At 60.0% G+C, this 19,692-nt stretch carries 15 protein-coding genes and 3 pseudogenes; 12 read left to right on the plus strand and 6 right to left on the minus strand.

What is annotated here, in order from left to right; genetic code table 11:
• Window positions 1-22: 22 nt before the first annotated feature.
• From urtD to CFE428DRAFT_RS22500, 6 genes are all read right to left on the minus strand, one after another.
• Window positions 23-802 carry an urea ABC transporter ATP-binding protein UrtD gene (gene urtD, locus CFE428DRAFT_RS22475; protein ID WP_006981953.1) on the minus strand — a complete coding sequence of 260 codons (780 nt, stop codon included), beginning with the start codon at window positions 800-802 and terminating at the stop codon, window positions 23-25.
• Window positions 799-3,513, minus strand: coding sequence for an urea ABC transporter permease subunit UrtC (gene urtC / locus CFE428DRAFT_RS41550; protein ID WP_006981954.1), 2,715 nt, complete (start codon window positions 3,511-3,513; stop codon window positions 799-801). The genes urtD and urtC overlap by 4 nt, the downstream gene beginning before the upstream one ends.
• Window positions 3,456-3,737, minus strand: a complete 282-nt coding sequence (locus CFE428DRAFT_RS39110; RefSeq protein ID WP_006981955.1) for a hypothetical protein — start codon at window positions 3,735-3,737, stop codon at window positions 3,456-3,458. Before CFE428DRAFT_RS39110 ends, urtC begins: the two co-directional genes overlap by 58 nt.
• Window positions 3,738-3,871: 134 nt before the next feature.
• On the minus strand, window positions 3,872-5,149 hold the full coding sequence (gene urtA / locus CFE428DRAFT_RS22490; RefSeq protein WP_006981956.1) for an urea ABC transporter substrate-binding protein: 1,278 nt from the start codon (window positions 5,147-5,149) through the stop codon (window positions 3,872-3,874).
• Window positions 5,150-5,417: 268 nt separating this feature from the next.
• Window positions 5,418-5,666 carry a hypothetical protein gene (locus CFE428DRAFT_RS22495; protein WP_006981957.1) on the minus strand — a complete coding sequence of 83 codons (249 nt, stop codon included), beginning with the start codon at window positions 5,664-5,666 and terminating at the stop codon, window positions 5,418-5,420.
• A complete protein-coding gene (locus tag CFE428DRAFT_RS22500) occupies window positions 5,608-6,318 on the minus strand; it encodes a hypothetical protein (RefSeq protein WP_006981958.1) in 711 nt (236 codons plus the stop codon). Before CFE428DRAFT_RS22500 ends, CFE428DRAFT_RS22495 begins: the two co-directional genes overlap by 59 nt.
• 872 nt (window positions 6,319-7,190) lie before the next feature.
• On the opposite strand from CFE428DRAFT_RS22500, the gene CFE428DRAFT_RS22510 reads away from it, so the two are divergent.
• From CFE428DRAFT_RS22510 to CFE428DRAFT_RS22560, 12 genes and pseudogenes are all read left to right on the plus strand, one after another.
• Window positions 7,191-9,107: a hybrid sensor histidine kinase/response regulator gene (locus CFE428DRAFT_RS22510; protein WP_006981960.1), complete on the plus strand. Its 1,917-nt coding sequence runs from the start codon at window positions 7,191-7,193 to the stop codon at window positions 9,105-9,107.
• 9 nt (window positions 9,108-9,116) lie between these two features.
• The gene (locus CFE428DRAFT_RS22515; RefSeq protein ID WP_006981961.1) at window positions 9,117-9,779 is read left to right on the plus strand and encodes a response regulator; all 663 of its coding nucleotides are present in this window, start codon (window positions 9,117-9,119) and stop codon (window positions 9,777-9,779) included.
• A 152-nt stretch (window positions 9,780-9,931) separates the two neighbouring features.
• Window positions 9,932-10,756, plus strand: a pseudogene (locus CFE428DRAFT_RS41555) (PAS domain-containing protein); the annotation flags it as partial.
• 18 nt (window positions 10,757-10,774) lie between these two features.
• Window positions 10,775-11,449: pseudogene (locus tag CFE428DRAFT_RS41560) on the plus strand (PAS domain-containing protein); the annotation flags it as partial.
• 105 nt (window positions 11,450-11,554) lie between these two features.
• Window positions 11,555-11,653 (plus strand): annotated as a pseudogene (locus CFE428DRAFT_RS41565) (hypothetical protein); the annotation flags it as partial.
• 215 nt (window positions 11,654-11,868) lie between these two features.
• On the plus strand, window positions 11,869-13,326 hold the full coding sequence (locus CFE428DRAFT_RS39130) for a PAS domain-containing sensor histidine kinase (RefSeq protein ID WP_202797484.1): 1,458 nt from the start codon (window positions 11,869-11,871) through the stop codon (window positions 13,324-13,326).
• Window positions 13,327-13,331: 5 nt separating this feature from the next.
• On the plus strand, window positions 13,332-14,459 hold the full coding sequence (locus tag CFE428DRAFT_RS22530) for a sensor histidine kinase (protein WP_006981964.1): 1,128 nt from the start codon (window positions 13,332-13,334) through the stop codon (window positions 14,457-14,459).
• Window positions 14,456-14,857, plus strand: coding sequence for a response regulator (locus CFE428DRAFT_RS22535; protein WP_006981965.1), 402 nt, complete (start codon window positions 14,456-14,458; stop codon window positions 14,855-14,857). Before CFE428DRAFT_RS22530 ends, CFE428DRAFT_RS22535 begins: the two co-directional genes overlap by 4 nt.
• Window positions 14,854-15,234 (plus strand): response regulator, encoded by a 381-nt coding sequence (locus CFE428DRAFT_RS22540; RefSeq protein WP_006981966.1) that lies wholly within the window; start codon window positions 14,854-14,856, stop codon window positions 15,232-15,234. Before CFE428DRAFT_RS22535 ends, CFE428DRAFT_RS22540 begins: the two co-directional genes overlap by 4 nt.
• Complete coding sequence (locus CFE428DRAFT_RS22545; RefSeq protein WP_006981967.1) at window positions 15,231-15,620, plus strand: response regulator; 390 nt, start codon at window positions 15,231-15,233, stop codon at window positions 15,618-15,620. The genes CFE428DRAFT_RS22540 and CFE428DRAFT_RS22545 overlap by 4 nt, the downstream gene beginning before the upstream one ends.
• A 3-nt stretch (window positions 15,621-15,623) precedes the next feature.
• Window positions 15,624-16,430, plus strand: a complete 807-nt coding sequence (locus tag CFE428DRAFT_RS22550) for a response regulator (RefSeq protein WP_006981968.1) — start codon at window positions 15,624-15,626, stop codon at window positions 16,428-16,430.
• Complete coding sequence (locus CFE428DRAFT_RS22560; protein WP_006981969.1) at window positions 16,427-19,570, plus strand: hybrid sensor histidine kinase/response regulator; 3,144 nt, start codon at window positions 16,427-16,429, stop codon at window positions 19,568-19,570. The genes CFE428DRAFT_RS22550 and CFE428DRAFT_RS22560 overlap by 4 nt, the downstream gene beginning before the upstream one ends.
• Window positions 19,571-19,692 lie beyond the last annotated feature (122 nt).

A 19,692-nucleotide genomic window follows, 5' to 3' on the forward strand; every position in this document is an offset into this window, starting at 1 on the left:
AAGATTAAGAACGGTCACTGTCCTACGCATGGCGTTTCTTGCGGCCGAGATAGACGTCGAGGACGCGTTCGTTGTTTTGGACTTCGTCCACGCCGCCTTCGCAGAGCACCGAGCCCTGGTGCAGCACCGTGACTTTGCGGCCGGCGGCGATCTGGCGGACGAAAACCATGTCGTGCTCGATGACGACGATGGTGTGTTCGCCGGCGAGCGAGAGGAGCAGTTCGCCGGTCTTGTGCGTCTCGATGTCGGTCATGCCGGCGGCGGGTTCGTCGACGAGCAAGAGCTTGGCGTTTTGCGCGAGCAGCATGCCGATTTCCAGCCACTGTTTCTGGCCGTGCGCCAGCGCGCCGGCTTTCCAATCGCGTTGGTTGGTGAGGTTGATGATCTTCAGGATCTCATCCATCCGATCCCGCTCCGTACTGCTGGGGCGATGGAAGAGCGAGGACCACACTCCGCGACTGCCTTCGAGCGAGAGAAGCAGGTTTTCCCACACGGAATGGTCGGTGTAGACCGTGGGCGTCTGAAATTTCCGTCCGATACCGAGACGATAGATCTGGTATTCATTCATCCGCGTCACGTCGTGCGTGCCTTCGAATTCGATCTTGCCGGCGTCCGGCTTGGTGCGGCCGGTGATGAGATCGAGGAAGGTCGTCTTGCCGGCGCCATTGGGGCCGATGACGGTGCGCAATTCGCCGCGATCGAGATAGAAGTTGAGATCCGTGATCGCCTTGAATCCGCTGAAGGTTTTGTTCACGCCTTCCGCCGCGAGGAGAAACTGTTTCTGCGTGCTTTCGATTTTCATGACTTGGCGTTGGCGGGTTCCACATTGGGGGCGACCGGTGCCGTTTCCGGAGGTGCCGGTTTCTTTTTCAACAGCCCGCGCAATTGCGCGGGCAATCCGACAATGCCCTTCGGCATGAAGAGGACGATGAGGATGAAGAGCACTCCGAGGATGATCAGCCAGTAATCGGGATACTTCGTCGTCGCCCAACTCTTGAGCGCGTTGACACCGATTGCGCCGATGATGGGGCCGACGATCGTCCCGCGTCCGCCGACCGCGCACCAGACCACGGCCTCGAGCGATTTATCCGTCGCCAATTCGCTGGGGTTGATGATCCCGACCTGCGGAACATACAGCGCGCCCCCGAGCGCGGCGATGATTCCCGCCACGACGAAGATGAAGAGCTTGTAGTTCGCCGCAGCGTAACCGGAGAAGAGCACGCGCGTTTCCGAGTCGCGAATGGCCCGCTGCACGAGGCCGAACTTCGTCGTCGTGAGCCAGCGGGCGAAGACATACACCGCGACGAGGAGCAGCGCGGTCGCGATATAAAGTCCGCGTTGGGTGGCGGGCTCACGTAAGTTGTAGCCGAGGATGCGCTTGAAATCGGTGAAGCCGTTGTTGCCGCCCATGGTGACATCATTCTGCAGCAGGAAGATGTAAGCTGCGTAAGTGAGCGCCTGGGTGAGGATGGAGAAATACACGCCCTTGATGCGCGAGCGGAAACCGAAGAACCCGAAGATCAGCGCGAGCAGGCCCGGCACGGCGATGACCATCAGCACTGCGACCGGGAACGAATAGAACGGCCGCCAAAACGAAGGCAAAAACGTATGGCCGAGGAAGACCATGAAATCCGGCAATAGATTCGGATTGTTCCCCGACTTGTAGTACTGGCCATCCTTCCCGATCATGAGCATGAGATTCATGCCGAGCATGTAACCGCCGAGAGAGAAGAAGAGTGACTGGCCAAGACTGAGCAGACCGGTATACCCCCAGAGCAGGTCCACCGAGATCGCGAGCAGGCCGTAGCAGAGATATTTGCCCCAGAGGTTGATCGTGAAATTGCTCACCGCCCCGGACGCATTCAGCGCCGGGAGCGCGACGATGAGAATCAGCGCGATGAGCGTTGCGAGGCCGAGTTCGATCTTGGAGATGTTGCGTTTCATCGAAGGAAAAGGGGAGTGATCGTCAGCGCGCGGCTCATTCCTCCAGGCTCCGGCTCTTGGTGACGAAAATGCCCGCGGGGCGCCATTGCAGGAAGAGGATGATGCCGACGAGCACGAGGATCTTGCCGAGCACCGGATTGCCGAGGGTTTGTTGCAAGCTTTGATCGATGACCCCGATGCCCCAGCGCGCTGATCACCGTGCCGATGAGATTGCCGACGCCACCCACGACCACGGTCATGAAGGCATTGACGATGTAATCCTGCCCGAGGCTCGGACCGACATTGCCGATCTGGCTGAGGAACGCGCCGGCCAGGCCCGCGAGGCCCGCTGCCGAAGCCGAAGGTGAGCATGTTCACCCTTTCGGTCTTCACGCCCATGCAGGCCGCCATGGTGCGGTTCTGCACCACGGCGCGGATGAGCAGACCGAGCGACGTGCGCGTGAGCAGAAGATGCGTGCCGATGATGATGACGACGGCGAAGCCAATGACGAAGACGCGGTTCCAGTCGAAGGTGATGTCGGAGATGGTCCAGTTGCCGCTGAGATACGCCGGGCTGTAGACCTGCACGTTATTCGCCCCGAAGGTGAGCCGGAAAAGCTGCTGGAGGACGAGCGAAACGCCCCACGTCGCGAGGAGACTTTCCAGCGGGCGGCGGTAGAGGAAGCGGATGACACAACGCTCCAGCAAAATTCCAACGAGCGCGGCGACGATGAAGCTCATCGGCAGAGCGATGAGAAAGTAAAAGTCGAGTTTGCTGCCCTGAAGACCCAAGCCCGAAAGGCGAAGGGTGTAAGGCTGGGTGAAGAACAGCGGGATCTGCAACACGACGCCGGTGGCGAAGAGTCCCTGGATGACATAGGTCGTGTAAGCACCCACGGCGATGAGCTCTCCATGGGCCATGTTGATCACGCCCATCAGACCGAAGGTGATGGCGAGGCCGATCGCCGCGACGAGGAGAATCGAGCCCGTCGAAAGCCCGTGGAAAGCGGCGCTGGCGGTGTTCACCCTCTTGATGTGGGCAACGATATCGGCGACGGCCGCGTTGGCCGCCTGAACCACGGCCGGTTTGCCGGCGCTGTCTTTGGCGAGTTGCGTGAGCGAATCCTGGCTGGCGATCGAGCCCATCGCGCCGAGCGCCTTGGCCGCGGCGATCTGCACCTCGGGCTTTTCGTCCTTGAGCTGAATGCGTGCGATGGCCTCGTTCAACGCGGCCCGCACCTTTCCGTCTTTTTCCGTCTGCTGCAGCTTGAAGAGCGCGGGCAATTTCTCCGGATTCTGCAACATGCCGAGCATGCCGATCGCCGTGAACCGCTTGTCGCGGTCGGGATCGCTCAGCGCGAGCATGTCGAGCACGCCCTTCATCGTCGCGCGGAGATTGGAGTCGTGCTCCGCGGTATCCAGGTCGCTGGCCACGAGGCGCACCGGCTTTCCGGCGGCGTCTTTGAGCGGCTGGCCGTCGTCCACGCGGAGGGCGGCTTGTTTGTCATCCGCATCTTTTTCCTCGAGCAACGTCACGGGCACCTTGTGATCGTCGTCGATCTTGCAGAGAAAATCGTGTCCTCCTTCCACGAGGTCAACAGCACGGGAATGACCGGGTCGGACTGCCCGATGAGGCTGTTGATCAACGCGGTCTTCTTGTCCGCATCCTCCTCGAGAATCGCCTTGGCGATAGTCTGCCGCGCGCTGTCGGCTCCGCGCAATGGCAGCAAGGTGAGGAGTGAGTAAAAACTCCAGACCAGCAGGCGCAGCCAGATGCGTGAGCGGGTACGCCGGAGCAGAGGAGTTACTGTCATAAAGCGTTTTAAAAAAGTGCGTAATGACCGATGAAAACGGAAAGAGGGGCGGGGCCGCACTGGGTGGCGCCCGCCCCTCCAAACCAAACCCCTAAAGGCTCAGGTAACGAATGTGTGTGAGAGGCGCGGCGCGATCACTTCGCGGCGGCGGTGTCCTTCGGCTTGAAGGTACCCTTGAGGAAGGGTTCGCCGTACACATCCTTGTATTCTTTCAGGATCTTGAACTGCCCATCGGCCTTCGTTTCGCCGATGAAGACATTCTTCGTGAGGTGATGATTCTTCTGTGTGGTCACCGTGCCGCCGGGACCATCGAAGCTGATGCCACTCTCAAGAGCGGCCACGACTTTTTCCACGTCGAAGCTCTTGGCTTTCTCGACTGCCGCTTTCCAGAGATACACGCCATCATAGCTCAGCACCATGGGCGAGCAGGTCACGCGGCCTTCCTTCACGATGCCCGGCACCGTGCTGGTCTTGAGCCACGACTTGAAGTTGGCGACGAACTTCTTGTTCGCAGGCGATTTGATCGACTCGAAGTAGGTCCAGCAACCGAGCTGGCCGACGAGTTGCTTGGCCGGGAGGCCGCGGAATTCATCTTCCGAGATCGAGAACGAGCACACCGGGCAGGTTTCCGCGGTGAGACCGGCGGCGGCATATTCCTTGAAGAAAGGAACGTTGGTGTCGCCGTTGAGCGTGTTGATCACGCAAGCCTTGCCGCCCGCGGCGAACTGTTTGATTTCCGCCACGATCTGCTGGTAGTCGGTGTGGCCGAAGGGCGTGTACTTACCGGCGGAGATGATCTTGCCGGATTCGTCCTTCTTGAAGCCGCCACCGATGTTTTCGAGCGGCACGCCTTTCGAGAGAAGATACTCGAGGAGCACGAGGTTCGTGGTCTGCGGGTAAACGTAATCGCTGCCGAGCAGGTAAAATTTCTTTTTGCCCTGCGCGAGGAGGTAGTCGACCGCGGGCGTGGCCTGCTGGTTCACGGCCTCGGCGGTGTAGAAGATATTCTTGGAGAGTTCCTCACCCTCGTACTGCACGGGGTAGAAGAGCAGACCGTTGTCTTTCTCGTAGACCGGGAGGACCGACTTGCGGCTCACCGAGGTCCAGCAGCCGAAAGTCACGGCGACTTTGTCTTCCTCGAGGAGCTGCTTGGCTTTCTCCGCGAAGAGCGGCCAGTTCGAAGCGCCGTCGACGACCACGGGCTCGATCTTCTTGCCGAGGACGCCGCCGTTCTTGTTGATCTCGTCGAAGGTGAAAAGGAGGACGTCGCGGAGGGAGGTCTCCGAAATCGCCATTGTGCCGCTGAGCGAGTGCAGGACGCCGACCTTGACGGTGTCCTCCGCGCGCACGCCGAGGCTGAGGGAGGTCACGCCCAGGAGCAGGGCAAGACCGAGTGATTTGAGAAGTTTCATTGGCTTGGTGTGGTGGTGGTTGCTGATTTGCTCTCGAAAGGAGAAACACCAAACAGGGGAGGCTCGGGCCAGCGCGAGGGTGGGGAGGGGAAGCGCTAAAACGGGCCAAAAGTCTAAGCCGAAATCAGGCTGTCGACGAATTGAAAAAGAACCGGTTTTGAGGCCTCGTTCGCGTCGATGACGCGCTCTCTTTTTCAGGCCTCGCGGACTCCTCCGGGCCGAAGCCCGGAGGAGCCGTCAGAGAGATCGAAGTATCCTGGACCTTGGATTAGAAGGTCAGGCCGATCGTGCCTTGGAACAGGTTCTGCGTGCGACGGCCGCCAGCGGTCACGTCCGCAGCCGCGCTGCCCAGGTTGTAGTAGGTGTAAGCAGCCGTGAAGGTCCACTTGCCGTAGCACTCGGGGATGAAGCTGAGCGGAACCGCCGCCTGGAGACCGGCGGAGAAGTATCCGTAGGTATCACCCAGGTAGAAGTGTTCGCTGCCCAGACCGACGGTGAGCGGGACGGTGAAGGTCACCGGGCCGCAGGTGCAGCTCGGGGCGAGGCCGATTTCGTAGTAGTTGCCCATTCGGCGCGAGACCGGCGAAGCCGGGAGCGGTGATCTCACGCAGATAGGTGAAGTGCGGATGGAGCGCGAACTTGCCGAGCAGGTCCGTGTCGTCATACGCGAGGTTGAAGTTCAAGCTGCGCGCGGTGTCGAAGGAATTCGCCGGGCTGTCGAACTCGAAGTAGCTCGCGGTGAAGGTGAAATTCTTCGCGAAGGTGACGGCGACGCCGGGCGTGTAGTCGAACTCGTACCAGTTGCGGACCGAGGACACGTTGCCGGGCGGCTCGACGTGCGAGTGGATGGAGCTCCACAGGCCGAGGTTGAAAACGACCTTGTTGATGAAGCCCGTGCCTTCGTAGAGCTTGAAGTAGAGGTCGAGGTAGGGTTCAGCGACGACGCCCTGGTCGACTTGAACGAGGCCGCGGGAGATGTACTCGTTGGCCATGGTCACGCCGAGGTCGCCGGTGATGCACGATTCCTTGACTTGAGCCTTGATGTCCTTGGTTTCTTTCACGTCCTTGCCGTCATCGGTGGTCAGGCTGTTCACGGCGAAGCCGTTGGCAGCGAAACCGAAAGCGGCCAGAGTGAGCGCGCAGAAGCCTGCAATGCTGTGTTTGGTCATGTTGGGTCTTTCTTGAGGTTTCTTGGTTGGTTTAGGTGTTGCCCACGCCTCAGGGCTGGCCCTGATGCGGGCGACGCGCGTCACTAGCAAACGCTTTGCCAGAGTACCAGGAAAATCAGCGGGCCCACTTTCCATGCCTCGGAAATTCCCCGGATTTACTCTGTTGGAATGGCTGCTTTGGGCGTGGAAGAAAAAGGCGAAATTTTTGCTCCGAATTCACCTCCGCCGGCTCCGGTCTCCCGTGGGTTTAGGACAAAAAAAGCCAGTGTTATGAACAAGTGGTTAAGTTCGCTCACCTGTTGGGCGAGGTATTTTTTCATTCAGCCCACTTCCATCGGGTGGCTCGCTTGCTGTCCCAGAGCCGGTCGATCGATTGGTCGAGATAGAGCTGATGCGTTCAGGGCATCTGCTCTTTGACCTTGGCGATTTCGGACGCTGCGCTTTCGAGGAGTTGGCTTTTTTTAAACGGTGTCGTTAGCTTTCCGAATGTGGCCGGCAAGCCGTGGAGAAGCTACGACGGGACTTGGACCGTGATTGCGAGGCTGTGGGAAAGCGAAAATACGCCGGCTTTATTTTATGGGCGGAGGATTTAATTGCTTCCCGATTTCCGGCTTTGCTCTTACGCTCCCGGTGTGGGGCAGTCGACGTCGGTCGATCCGGTTTCGTTGTCCTTACGGAATTAATTCCTCCAGAATTATGGCAGCGAAGCTAAGCGATAAGACTATCGTCGGCATCGGCGAGGAAACGGTCCGGTTTGCCGGTCACAGCGTGGAATCGCCGACCGGGGACGTGATCCTCGGGGCGGCTTTCAGTGGAGGGATTCCTTTTTGGACGGGGCCACGCGAAGAGGGCGCCTTCGCATTCGCCGGACGATGAATATTCTGCTCGTTGACGACATTGGCACCAATCGAAAGCTGCTTCGGGTGGTCCTGGAAGCCGCGGGCCATACGGCCATCGAGGCTGCCGACGGTGTCGAGGCGCTGACCGTGCTCGAGCGCAAGTCCGTGGACCTTGTTATTTCGGACATCCTCATGCCACGAATGGACGGCTACCGGCTGTGCTGGGAAGTGCGCCGGGACGAACGGTTGCGTCATCTGCCGTTCATCGTGCACTCCGCCACTTACACCTCGCCTTCCGATGCCAGCCTGGCACTGGAGCTGGGGGCCGACAGTTTTTTGCCGAAACCGGTTTCCGCGCGAGAACTGTTGGAGGCGATCGATCAGGCCGCGAACTCGACACGCCGGCAGCCGACGACCGCACTGAGCGAGACGGAGGTGCTCCGGGAATACAGCGAGCGACTCGTTACCAAGCTCGAGGAAAAGAATACGGAAGTGGCGTCGGCGGCGATGGCCCTGAGGGAAAGCGAAACGCTGTTGCGCATGATCATCGATTCGCAACCGGAATGCGTGAAGCTGCTGGCGGCCGATGGCTCGTTGCTGAAGACCAATCCGGCGGGATTGCGCATGCTCGAAGCCGACTCGTTTCAAGAGGTTGAGAACCGCTCCGTTTACCCGATCGTGGCCGAGGAATATCGACCGGCGTTCCGAGAGTTGAACGAAAGGGTTTTCGCGGGCGGGTCAGGCACCCTCGAATTTGAAATTGTCGGGCTCAAAGGCGGGCGGCGCTGGCTTGCCACCTACGCTTGTCCCTTGCGCAATGCGTCCGGGCAGATCTTCGCGCTCCTGGGCATCACCCACGACATTACCGCCCGCAAGCGGGCAGAGGAAGCTCAAGTGCGGCTGGCGGCGATCGTCAATTCCTCCGACGATGCCATTATCGGAAAGACACTGAACGGGATCATCACCACCTGGAATCCCGGCGCCGAAAGGATGTTTGGATATTGCGCGGAAGAGATCGTCGGAAAATCGATGCTGACCTTGATCCCGCCGGACCGGGTGCATGAAGAGAAGGAGATTTTAAGCCGGATCGGAGCCGCGGAAAGCGTGGTGCATTTTGAAACGGTTCGGATTCGAAAGGATGGAAGTTGTGTCGACATTTCAGCCACGATTTCGCCCATCAACGACAGCGCCGGCAAAATCGTGGGGGCATCGCAAATCGCGCGTGACATTACCGAGCAAAAGCGCGCGCTGGAGCAATTACGAAATTCGCATGCCCAACTTCGTGAGTTGACGGGCCGTTTGCACGCGGCGCGTGAAGAGGAACGCGGCCGGATCTCCCGGGAAATCCACGATGTTCTGGCCCAGCAATTGACCAGGCTGAAAATGGACCTGTCGTGGATTGACAAGCGACTCGCCCAGTCTGTCGACGAGACTACGCGCCAGGCGCTCGGGGAAAAAGTGCGCTCCGCGACGGAGTTGGTCGACTCCTCCATTGGCGCCGTGCAACACATTGCCACGGAATTGAGGCCCGTGGTGCTGGACGCCCTCGGCCTGGCGGCCGCAGTCGAGTGGCAGGTTACGCAATTTCAAGAGCACACCGGCGTTCAGTGCCAGGTGGATATTGACGGTGAGGAACCGCGCCTGCCTCACGACCACGCGACGGGACTTTTCCGCATCCTGCAGGAAACGCTGACGAACGTGATGCGGCATGCCGGCGCCACCCTGGTGGAGGTGAGCTTGAGGATGGAGCCGGACATCCTGACATTGTCCGTACGGGACAACGGGCGCGGCATCACCGCGGGCGAACTTTCCAATATGCACTCGATCGGGCTATTGGGAATGCGCGAGCGCGCCCTGCTTTTCGGCGGCAAAGTAACCATCCATGGCATCCCTGAAAAAGGCACGACGGTCGTGGTAACGATGCCGCTGTCGGCCGCCAGCCAAACCTAATTTCCTCCCGTGCTAAAAATTCTCATCGCCGACGATCACGCCATGGTCCGCGTGGGATTGAAGCAAACCCTGGCGGAAGAACTGTCGGACGTGGATTTCGGTGAGGCGTCCAGTTCGCCGGAAACGATCCAGCGTCTGCATGCGCAAACCTGGGACGTGATCGTGCTGGATATCCAGATGCCGGGCCCCAGCGGCCTTGAGGTTCTCAAGGAAGTGAAGCAAAACTTCCCGCGGCTGCCGGTGCTGGTGCTCAGCTCCGTGCCGGAAGATCAACTGGCCGCTCGTGTGCTCAAAGCCGGAGCGGCGGGCTACCTCAATAAACAGTCCGCACCGGAAGAATTGGTCAAGGCCGTGCGCAAAGTCATGGCTGGCGGTCATTACGTGAGCGCGGCGTTGGGGGAAAAGCTGGCTGCCGACCTCGGACGCAGCCGGAATCGGGCGCATCACGAGACCTTGTCCGACCGCGAATATCAGGTCTTCCGGTTGATGCTCGGGGGCAAGTCGCTCAAGGAGACCGCCGCCGAGCTTTCGGTGAGCCCAAAGACGGTGAGCACCTATCGCACGCGCATTTTCGAAAAGCTGAGGGTGAAAAACGACATTGAGCTGGCGCGCTACGCGATGGAACACGGGCTCGGCGAGTTCCGACCGCCAAATCCACCCCCGCAGGGCTGACCGTCCATCTTGTAGGCCAATTCCTACAAATCGCTCAGCCATCGTCCCATGGCAGCCGTCGCCAGAAAGGCGTATAAATGCTACCCAACACCTTCTGCCTATGAAGTAAGTAAAATTACGGTAATTGGTAAAAGACCAAAACCACCTCCAACATGGGCACCAAGCTCTTTGACAAAACCATCGTCAGCGACGCCGTTGAGGCCGTCGATTTCATCGGCAACATCCTGGAGTCGTCAACGGAGTATTCGATCATCGGCAAGGATCTCAATGGCAAGATCCTGTTATGGAACGAAGGCGCGCGCCGGCTGTACGGTTACGAGCCGGAGGAAGTGGTCGGCAAGGCCAACTCGCAAATCTTGCACACGGCGGAGGACGTAGCGGCCGGCAAACCGCAGCAGATGCTGGAGGCGGCGTTGCACGCCGGCAAGTGGGAGGGGACCATCGCCCGGCGGCGCAAGAATGGGCAGCAATTCATGGCGCGCGTGGTGGTCACACCGCGACGCGATGGCAAAGGCCGGCCCATTGGCTATCTGCTCATCTCCAAGGATGTGACCAACGAAGTGGCATTCTCCGAGGAGTTGCGCCGGGCCAAGCTCTTCGACAGTGCGATCGTGGGCAATGCGCAGGAAGCGGTGGATTTCATCACCAACATCCTCGAGTCATCCACCGAGTATTCCGTCATCGGCAAAGACCTCGATGGCAAGATTCTCTTGTGGAATGAAGGCGCGCGCCGGCTGTACGGCTACGAGCCGGAGGAGGTGGTCGGCAAAGCCAACTCCTCCATGCTTCACGTGCCGGAGGACGTCCAGGCGGGCCTGCATCAAGAGATCATGGCGGCCGCGCTGCGCGACGGTAAATGGGAAGGCACGCTCGTGCGTGCCCGCAAGAACGGCCAGAGATTCACGGCCCGCGTCGTCATCACGCCGCGCCGCGACTCCAGCGGCAAGGCCATCGGCTACCTGCTCATTTCGAAAGACATCTCCGCCGAAATCCGGCTGACCGAGGAACTCAAGGCCACGCAGTTCTACGCGCGGAGCTTGATCGAAGCCTCGCTCGACCCGCTGGTCACGATCAGTCCCGAAGGCAAGATTACCGACGTTAACGAAGCGTCCGTGCAGGTCACCGGTGTGGCGCGGGAGAAATTGGTGGGCACGGACTTTTCCGATTACTTCACCGAACCGGACAAAGCGCGCGAGGGTTACCAGCAAGTATTTTCCCAAGGCTTCGTGCGCGACTATCCGCTGGCCATCCGTCACACCTCAGGCCGGATCACGGACGTACTCTACAACGCTAGCGTTTATAAGGATGACAAGGGTAACGTGCTCGGTGTCTTCGCCGCCGCGCGCGATGTGACGGCGCAGAAGCAGGCGTCGCGATACGCCCGCTCGCTGATCGAAGCGTCGCTCGATCCGCTGGTCACCATCAGTCCCGAAGGCAAGATCACTGACGTCAACGAAACCTCCGTCGAGGCCACCGGCGTGCCGCGCGAGAAACTCGTGGGTACGGATTTTTCCGATTACTTCACCGAACCGGACAAAGCGCGCGAGGGCTACCAGCAAGTGTTTTCACAGGGCTTCGTGCGCGACTATCCGCTGGCCATCCGCCACACCTCGGGCCGGATCACGGACGTACTCTACAACGCCAGCGTGTACAAGGACGACAAGGGCAACGTGCTCGGTGTCTTCGCCGCCGCGCGCGATGTGACGGAGCGCAAACAGGCCGAGGCCAAGCAGCGCGCTTCCTCGGCCTATGCGCGCAGCTTGATCGAAGCCTCGGTGGACCCGCTGGTCACGATCAGCCCCGACGGTAAAATCACCGACGTGAATCGCGCTACCGAACTCGCGACTGGCATCCCACGCCAGCGCCTCACCGGCACGGACTTTTCCGATTACTTCACCGAGCCGGAGAAAGCGCGCGAAGGCTATCAGCAGGTCTTTTTCGCAAGGCTTCGTGAAAGATTACCCGCTGGGCCATCCGCCACACCTCGGGCCGAATCACGGACGTGCTCTACAACGCCAGTGTGTATAAGGACGACAAGGACAACGTGCTCGGCGTCTTTGCGGCAGCCCGAGATGTCACTGAGCGCAAAATGGCAGAGGAACTGCAGCGCGCCTCCTCCGCCTACGCGCGTTCCCTCATTGAAGCCTCGCTTGACCCGCTGGTTACCATCAGCGCGCAGGGCAAGATCACCGATGTCAACGAAGCGTCGGTCCAGGCCACCGGCGTCATGCGCGAGCAGCTCATCGGCACGGACTTCTCCGATTATTTCACCGAGCCGGACAAGGCCCGAGCCGGCTACCAGAAAGCCTTCTCTGAAGGCTTCGTGCGCGATTACCCCCTGGCCATCCGCCATGCGACCGGCCGGATCATGGACGTGCTCTACAACGCCAGCGTGTACAAAGACGATAAGGGCAAGGTGCTCGGTGTTTTCGCCGCGGCGCGCGACGTCACCGTGCAGAAACAGGCGTCGCAGTATGCGCGCAGTTTGATTGAAGCTTCGCTCGATCCGTTGGTCACGATCAGCGGCGAAGGTAAAATCACCGACGTCAATGAAGCATCGGTCCAGGCGACCGGCGTGCCGCGCGAACGGCTCATCGGCACGGTTTTTTCCGATTACTTCACCGAGCCGGACAAGGCGCGCGAAGGTTACCAGAAGGTCTTCTCCGAGGGGTTCGTACGCGACTACGCGCTGGCCATCCGTCACATCACCAACCGCGTCACAGACGTGCTCTACAATGCCAGTGTGTACAAGGACGACAAGGGCCGGGTGCTCGGCGTCTTCGCCGCGGCACGCGACGTGACCGAGCGCAAACGCTTCGAGCAATCGCTGCAGGAAGCCAGCCGGATGAAAAGCGAATTCCTCGCCAATATGTCCCACGAGTTGCGTACCCCGCTCAACGGCATCATCGGCTTCGCCGAGTTCCTCGTGGACGGCAAGCCGGGGACACTCAACCCCAAGCAAAAAGAGTATCTCGGGGATATTCTCAACAGCGGCAAGCACCTCCTCCAGCTCATCAACGACGTCCTCGACCTCGCCAAGGTCGAAGCCGGCAAGATGGATCTCACCCCGGTGAGCTTCGTGCTCAGCCAGGCCATCGACGAGGTTTGTGCGGTGGCCAAACCCCTGGCCCAAAAGAAACACATCCACGTCCGCCTTACGGTCGCACCCGAGTTGAGCTGCGTCACGCTCGACCAACAAAAGTTCAAGCAGGTCCTCTACAATCTTCTCTCCAACGGCATTAAATTCACCGATGACGGCGGGAACGTGGGAATTTTCGCCACGCCGTACGACGGCAGTCGTTTCAAACTTTCCGTCAAAGACACCGGCATCGGCATCAAGCCGGAGGACATCCAGCGGCTCTTCCGCGAATTCGAACAACTCGAATCGGGCGCGTCGCGGCGCTACGAAGGCACGGGCTTGGGCCTGGCGCTCACTCGGAAACTGGTCGAGTTGCAAGGCGGCGCGATCAATGTCGAAAGTGAAGTTGGCGTGGGCAGCACATTTAGCGTGGTCCTGCCGTTGGTCAGCGAGGAGGCAAGGGTGTGAAGCCGATGACTCTGAAAGCAGAGGAACAATTCCGCGAGCTGCTGGAAGCCGCGCCTGATGCGATGGTCATCGTCAACCAGGCGGGTGAAATCGTCCTGGTCAATTCCCAGACCGAGAAGCTGTTCGGCTTCGCCCGCGAAGAATTGCTGGGCCGACCGATCGAAATTCTCATTCCGCAACGGTTCCGCGGCCATCACCCCAGTCATCGCGACGGCTACTTCGGCGATCCGCACGTGCGGCCGATGGGAGCCAGCATGGATCTCTACGGGCTGCGCAAGGACGGCACGGAGTTTCCGGTGGAGATCAGCCTGAGTCCGCTGCGCACGCCCGAGGGCCTGCTTGTGACCAGCGCGATTCGCGATACGACCGACCGCAAGCGCATTGAGCGATCGTTGCAGGAGAAAAATGCGGAGCTGGAGCGGGCCAATCAGGCCAAGGACCGCTTCCTGGCCAGCATGTCGCACGAGCTGCGCACCCCGCTCAATGGCATTATCGGGTTTGCGGAATTCCTTGCCGACGGCAAGCCCGGGCCGGTCAACGGCAAGCAGAAGGAATATCTGGAAGACATCCTGAACGGTGGCCGGCATCTGCTCCATCTCATCAACGATATGCTCGACCTGGTGAAAGTTCAGGCCGGCAAATTGGAATTGCATCTCGCAACCTTTCGGATCGAGGACGCCATCGAGGAGGTCTGCGCGGGCGTCCGGCCTCTCGCCGACAACAAACGGATCGGGGTGCACGTGGAAATTGCCCCTGGGTTTTCACCGATCACGCATGACGAACAGCGCTTCAAACAAGTCCTCTACAATCTCCTCTCCAATGCCATCAAGTTCACCGACGACGGCGGGCAGGTGGAGGTCAAGGTCGAACAGCGCGGCGCCGACCGGTTTTGCCTTTCGGTGCGTGACACCGGCATCGGGATCAAACCGGAGGACATCCAACGCCTGTTCGTGGAGTTCGAGCAACTGGAAACCGGCCACGCCCGCCGTTTCGGCGGAACCGGGCTCGGCCTGGCACTCACCCGTAAGATCGTGGAATTGAAAGGCGGCACCATCTCCGTGGAGAGCGCCGTTGGCCGGGGAAGCACGTTCAGTGTCACCCTGCCCCTCGTCATTCAGAAGGAAAAACCATGAACTCCGCCCACATCCTCGTCGTGGACGACAATCCCACCAATCTCAAGCTCGTCTCCGACGTGCTCGAATTTGACGGTTACCAAATCCTCAAGGCCATCGACGCCGAGACCGCGCAGGAAATCATTGAGGCCAACCCACCCGATCTCATCCTGATGGACATCGCATTGCCCGGTATGGATGGGCTCACCCTCACCCGCCTGCTCAAGGCCAATGAAAAAACCCGGCATATCATCATCGTGGCGTTGACCGCCTTTGCCATGAAAGGGGACGACGCGAAAGCCAGTGAAGCAGGCTGTGACGGCTACATCACCAAACCCATCGATACTCGCAAGCTGGCTGGCCAGGTCGCGGAGTTTCTCGGCCCCAACCGCAGCCCTTCTGCCGAAAGGCCAAAATGAAGGTACTTGTCATTGAAGACCATCCAGCAGAGCTGAAACTTGCGCACCACGTCCTCAGCGCCGCAGGCTACAAGGTCAACGAAGCCAAAGCCGCCGAACAAGCCTTCGCTGCCATCCAGGATGACCGGCCCCAGGTCATCCTGCTCGATCTTTCCCTGCCCGGCATGGACGGCCTCACTCTCGTGCACAGGCTCAAGGCCGACCCCGCGACGCGAGACATCCACGTCATCGCCATTACCTCATTCCCGGAAAAGTATTCCAAAGCCGATGCCCTTGCAGCCGGGTGCGACGCCTATCTCGTCAAACCGTTCAGCACGCGGGATCTACCCACCCAGGTTAGTGCCGTCGTTGGCCGCGGTCGAGAATCCCAAGCATGAAAATCCTCGTTATTGAAGACGATCCCACGAGTTTGAAACTCGCCAGCGAAGTGCTCCACGCCGGTGGTCACGTCGTCATGCTGGCGACTTCTGCCGATCAAGCGATCCTATCGATCAAAGCCGTCAAACCAGACGTCATCCTGCTCGATCTTCGCCTGCCGGGAATCCAGGGCGCGGGTGTCGCCCGCCAGTGCCGCGAAGGAACCGAGACCCATGATATTCCGATCATCGCGGTCACCGCTTTTTCCGACGATTACGGCAAGGAACAGGCCATGAAAGCGGGCTGCGACGCCTACATCGTCAAGCCGATCAATACTCGGACGCTGTTGCGGCAAATCGAAGAGGTCGTAGCCGCCAAGGCGAGACAGACACAAACCGGTAGCTGAACAATGAACGTCCTCATCGTTGATGACATCGTCATGAACCGCAAACTGCTGCGCGTCGTGCTCGAAGCGGAGGGGCATCAGGTCGTCGAGGCTGCAGACGGCGTCGAAGCCCTCCAGGTGCTGGCCCGGGAAAAGGTGGACGCAGCCATCTCCGATATTCTCATGCCGAACATGGATGGCTTCCGGCTTTGCCACGAGATTCGGAACAGCGAGCAGTTCCACGCCTTGCCGTTCATCGTTTACACGGCCACCTACAACTCACCGGATGACGTGAGGTTGGCGCAAAATATCGGTGCGGACAAATATCTGACCAAGCCTGCACCCGCGGCGCTCTTGCTGGCCACGCTGGAGGAAGTGGTTGGACAATCGTCGACGCGGGCCGCCGCGATCGTGCCGAAGGTGGATGAGTCGTATGTGCTCAAGCAATACAGCCAGGCGCTGGTCAACAAGCTGGAGGAGAAAAATGCCGAGTTGCAAAACACTTATGCGGTCATGGAGCGGGCCCATCAGCGCATCCTCGAATTGAATGACGACCTCGAGCGCCGGGTGAACGAACGGACCGTGGAACTCGAAGCAGCCAATCGCGAACTATCTCGGGCGCTCACCGAGGTGAAGGAACTCTCCGGTCTGCTGCCCATTTGCAGCTACTGCAAAAAAATCCGCGACGATCAGACCTACTGGCATTCAATCGAGGATTACATAGTCCACCACACGAAGGCGCAGTTCAGCCACAGCATTTGTCCGGAGTGTGAGAAGCGAGTGCGGGCGGAATTGGAAGTCTTGAAAGCTCAAATGGGAAAAACACCGTGAAGATCCTCATCGTGGACGACATCGTTTCCAATCGGAAGCTCTTGCGGGTGGTTCTGGAAGCGGAGGGCTACGAGACCGTGGAAGCGGAAAATGGGGTGGAAGCCCTGCGGTTACTCGAGCGCGAAGCGGTCGATGTGATTGTCTCGGATATCCTCATGCCACGCATGGATGGCTACCGGCTTTGCCATGAAGTGCGCGCCAACAAGCGGCTGAGAGATATTCCATTCGTCGTCTATACAGCGACGTACACTTCGCCCGCCGACGAAAAACTGTGCATGGACCTGGGCGCGGACAAATACCTTCGCAAGCCGGCCTCGCCGCACGAATTGGTGGCCGCGATCAGCGAAGCGGCCGCGGTCCATCATCGGCCCCCATCCGTGCATTTGAGCGAGACGGAAATACTCAAGGAATACAGCGAACGTCTCGTTCTCAAGCTGGAGGAGAAGAATGTGGAACTCCAGGCGCGGACGGAGGAACTGGAACGGAGCCGCGCTCAATCGCTGTTGCAGGCGAAGGTGCTGGAGACGACGGCCAACGCGGTCATCATTACGGACGAAAAAGGCATTATCCAGTGGGTCAACCCCGCCTTCACCGCGATGACGGGATACACCCCGGAAGAAGCCATCGGCCAGAACCCACGGCTGCTCAAGTCCGGCGAGCACGACCCGGAGTTCTACCAGCGGCTCTGGCAGACGATTCTCAGCGGCCAGACCTGGCGGGGAGAGTTCACCAACCGGCGGAAGGACGGCAGCCTCTACTGTGATTTGCACACGATCTCGCCTGTCCGGGGGAAGGACGGTGAGATCACCCACTTCGTCGCAGTCATGAACGACGTGACCGAGAATCGGCGCAAAGAAGCGGCGATGCGGGCCAGCGAAACCAAATTCCGGAGCGTATTCGAAGCGGCCAACGACGGCATGCTCATCCTCCATGACGGTGCCTTTACGGACGCGAATACCAAGACGTTGGAAATGTTTGGATTAGCCCGGGAGCAACTGATCGGCGCTACCCCGGGTGACATTTCTCCGGAAACCCAACCGGACGGGCGTGGATCGCGGGAAGTGGCGATGGGAAAAATGCAGAACGCCCTCGCCGGAGAACCCCAATTCTTCGAATGGGTACTCCGCCGCCAGGATGGAAGGCCCATCGATGTGGAAGTGGGCCTGAACCGGTTTGAACTCGAGGGCGAAAATTACCTTCTCGCCATCACTCGCGACATTTCCGAGCGCAAGCGTGCCGCGGAAAAGCTGGGCCGGAGCGTGGAGAGACTCAACCTGGCCACCCACGCCGCCGGCCTGGGGGTTTGGGACTGGGATGTGCAGAAAAACGAACTGATCTGGGACGACCGCATGTATGAACTCTACGGTCTCAAAAAGGAGCACTTTTCGGGCGCTTACGACACATGGATCCAACACGTCCATCCCGAGGACGCCGTGCGTTGCGATTTGGAAGTTCAGATGGCCTTGCGCGGTCAAAAGGATCTCGACATGGAATTTCGCATTCGGTGGCCCAACGGAAACGTCCGGCAGATCAAGGCCTACGCCGAGGTGGTGAGAGATGCTGGCGGCCAGCCTCTGCGCGTGACCGGCGTCAACTACGACATCACCGAGCGCAGGCGGGCGGACCAACGCATCCGCGAACAGGCCGAGATGCTCAAGAGAGCGCACGAAGCGATCATCGAGCGCGAGGTGCACACGGGGCTGGTCACCTTCTGGAACGAAGGGGCTGAGCGTTTGTATGGCTGGTCTGCAGCCGAAGCGATGGGCCGGCACGGAAGCTTCCTCTTTGCGGATCCCGGCGCCATGGAGCGCATCACGGAGAATTTACTCGCTGCGGGAGAATGGCGCGGCGAGGTGCAGCATGTGGCCAAGGATGGCAGGAAACTCGTGGTCAGCAGCCATGTCACGTTGCTGCGCGGGGACGATGGTGAGCCTAAATCGGCCCTGGTGATCAACATCGACATTACCGAACAAAAGAAAATGGAGGCGCAGTTCCTCCGCGCCCAGCGGATGGAGAGTGTCGGCACGCTGGCCAGCGGCGTGGCCCACGACCTGAACAACATCCTCGCGCCCATCATGATGTCCGTGCCGCTCCTGCGGCAGCAGTTGCCCCCGGATACGCTCGACGCGGTCGTCTCGAACATCGAGACGTGCGTTGAGCGCGGTGCGCGGATCGTCCAGCAGGTACTGGCCTTTGGCCGCGGTCTTGAAGGCGAGAGGCTGCCATTGAAGATCGGGGCGGTGATCGACGAAATGATGGCTATCATGCGGGAAACCTTCCCGAAAGACATCACCCTCGAATGCTTGCCGGTGGCAAAAATGCCGCCGGTGGTGGGCGACGCGACCCAGCTTCACCAAGTGCTGCTCAATCTCTGCGTCAACGCGCGCGATGCCATGCCAGGTGGAGGCAAATTGCGGTTAAGTGCCACTCACCTCGAAGTGGACGCCAGCTACGCCAGCATGTTGCCCGAGGCGAAGCCGGGACCATACGTGCTGCTCGAAGTCGCCGACAGCGGCAGTGGCATCCCGCCGGAGGTCGTCGAGCGCATCTTCGAGCCGTTCTTCACCACCAAGGAAACCGGCAAGGGCACCGGCCTCGGGCTATCGACAGTGCATGGGATCGTCAGGAGCCACGGGGGCTTCATCAAAGTGGCCACCGAACCCGGCAAAGGAACGACCTTCCAGGTTTATCTACCCGCCTCGCCGGGGTGCTCCCAGGTGCGGGATGCCGATACCGCGCGCGCGGAGATTCCCGAGGGACATGGCGAACTCATCCTGGTCGTGGATGACGAGGCGGCGGTGCGGGAGAGCGCGCGCCATGCACTCGAGGCGTTTGGCTACGAGGTGCTGCTCGCCGCAGATGGCACCGAGGCGCTGGCGGTGTTTGTGCAAAACTCCGGTCGGATCGCCGCCGTCCTGACCGACCTCATGATGCCATTTATGGATGGCGTGGCCTTGATCCACGCCTTGCGCAACATCGCACCGAATACGGCAGTCGTCGCTTCCACCGGGCTCGGAGAGAAGGCCAGACTGGCCGAGCTCAAAGCACTGGGGATCGCAACCGTTCTCCGGAAACCTTATGGCGCTGATCTGCTGCTGCACACCGTGCATCGGGCACTGCATCCCGAGAGACGCGATTGAAAAGTGAGCTAACTCGAGCCGATGAAAGATCGCACACCACGAGTCACGGGAGCGAGGCAGGAAGAGCCCGTCCGCCCCGAATGTCATGGGAAAGCACAGTGAAACCAGAACAGGGAGGAAAA

The organism is Chthoniobacter flavus Ellin428 (assembly GCF_000173075.1).
GTDB classification, from domain to species: Bacteria; Verrucomicrobiota; Verrucomicrobiia; order Chthoniobacterales; family Chthoniobacteraceae; genus Chthoniobacter; species Chthoniobacter flavus.

Excerpts from the sequence above, each read along its gene's own strand:
- urtD (WP_006981953.1), bottom strand. The coding sequence starts at position 802 with ATGAAAATCGAAAGCACGCAGAAACAGTTTCTCCTCGCGGCGGAAGGC.
- CFE428DRAFT_RS39110 (WP_006981955.1), bottom strand. The coding sequence starts at position 3,737 with ATGACAGTAACTCCTCTGCTCCGGCGTACCCGCTCACGCATCTGGCTG.
- urtA (WP_006981956.1), bottom strand. The coding sequence starts at position 5,149 with ATGAAACTTCTCAAATCACTCGGTCTTGCCCTGCTCCTGGGCGTGACC.
- CFE428DRAFT_RS22500 (WP_006981958.1), bottom strand. The coding sequence starts at position 6,318 with ATGACCAAACACAGCATTGCAGGCTTCTGCGCGCTCACTCTGGCCGCT.
- CFE428DRAFT_RS22510 (WP_006981960.1), top strand. The coding sequence starts at position 7,191 with ATGAATATTCTGCTCGTTGACGACATTGGCACCAATCGAAAGCTGCTT.
- CFE428DRAFT_RS39130 (WP_202797484.1), top strand. The coding sequence starts at position 11,869 with ATGGCAGAGGAACTGCAGCGCGCCTCCTCCGCCTACGCGCGTTCCCTC.
- CFE428DRAFT_RS22530 (WP_006981964.1), top strand. The coding sequence starts at position 13,332 with ATGACTCTGAAAGCAGAGGAACAATTCCGCGAGCTGCTGGAAGCCGCG.
- CFE428DRAFT_RS22535 (WP_006981965.1), top strand. The coding sequence starts at position 14,456 with ATGAACTCCGCCCACATCCTCGTCGTGGACGACAATCCCACCAATCTC.
- CFE428DRAFT_RS22540 (WP_006981966.1), top strand. The coding sequence starts at position 14,854 with ATGAAGGTACTTGTCATTGAAGACCATCCAGCAGAGCTGAAACTTGCG.
- CFE428DRAFT_RS22545 (WP_006981967.1), top strand. The coding sequence starts at position 15,231 with ATGAAAATCCTCGTTATTGAAGACGATCCCACGAGTTTGAAACTCGCC.
- CFE428DRAFT_RS22550 (WP_006981968.1), top strand. The coding sequence starts at position 15,624 with ATGAACGTCCTCATCGTTGATGACATCGTCATGAACCGCAAACTGCTG.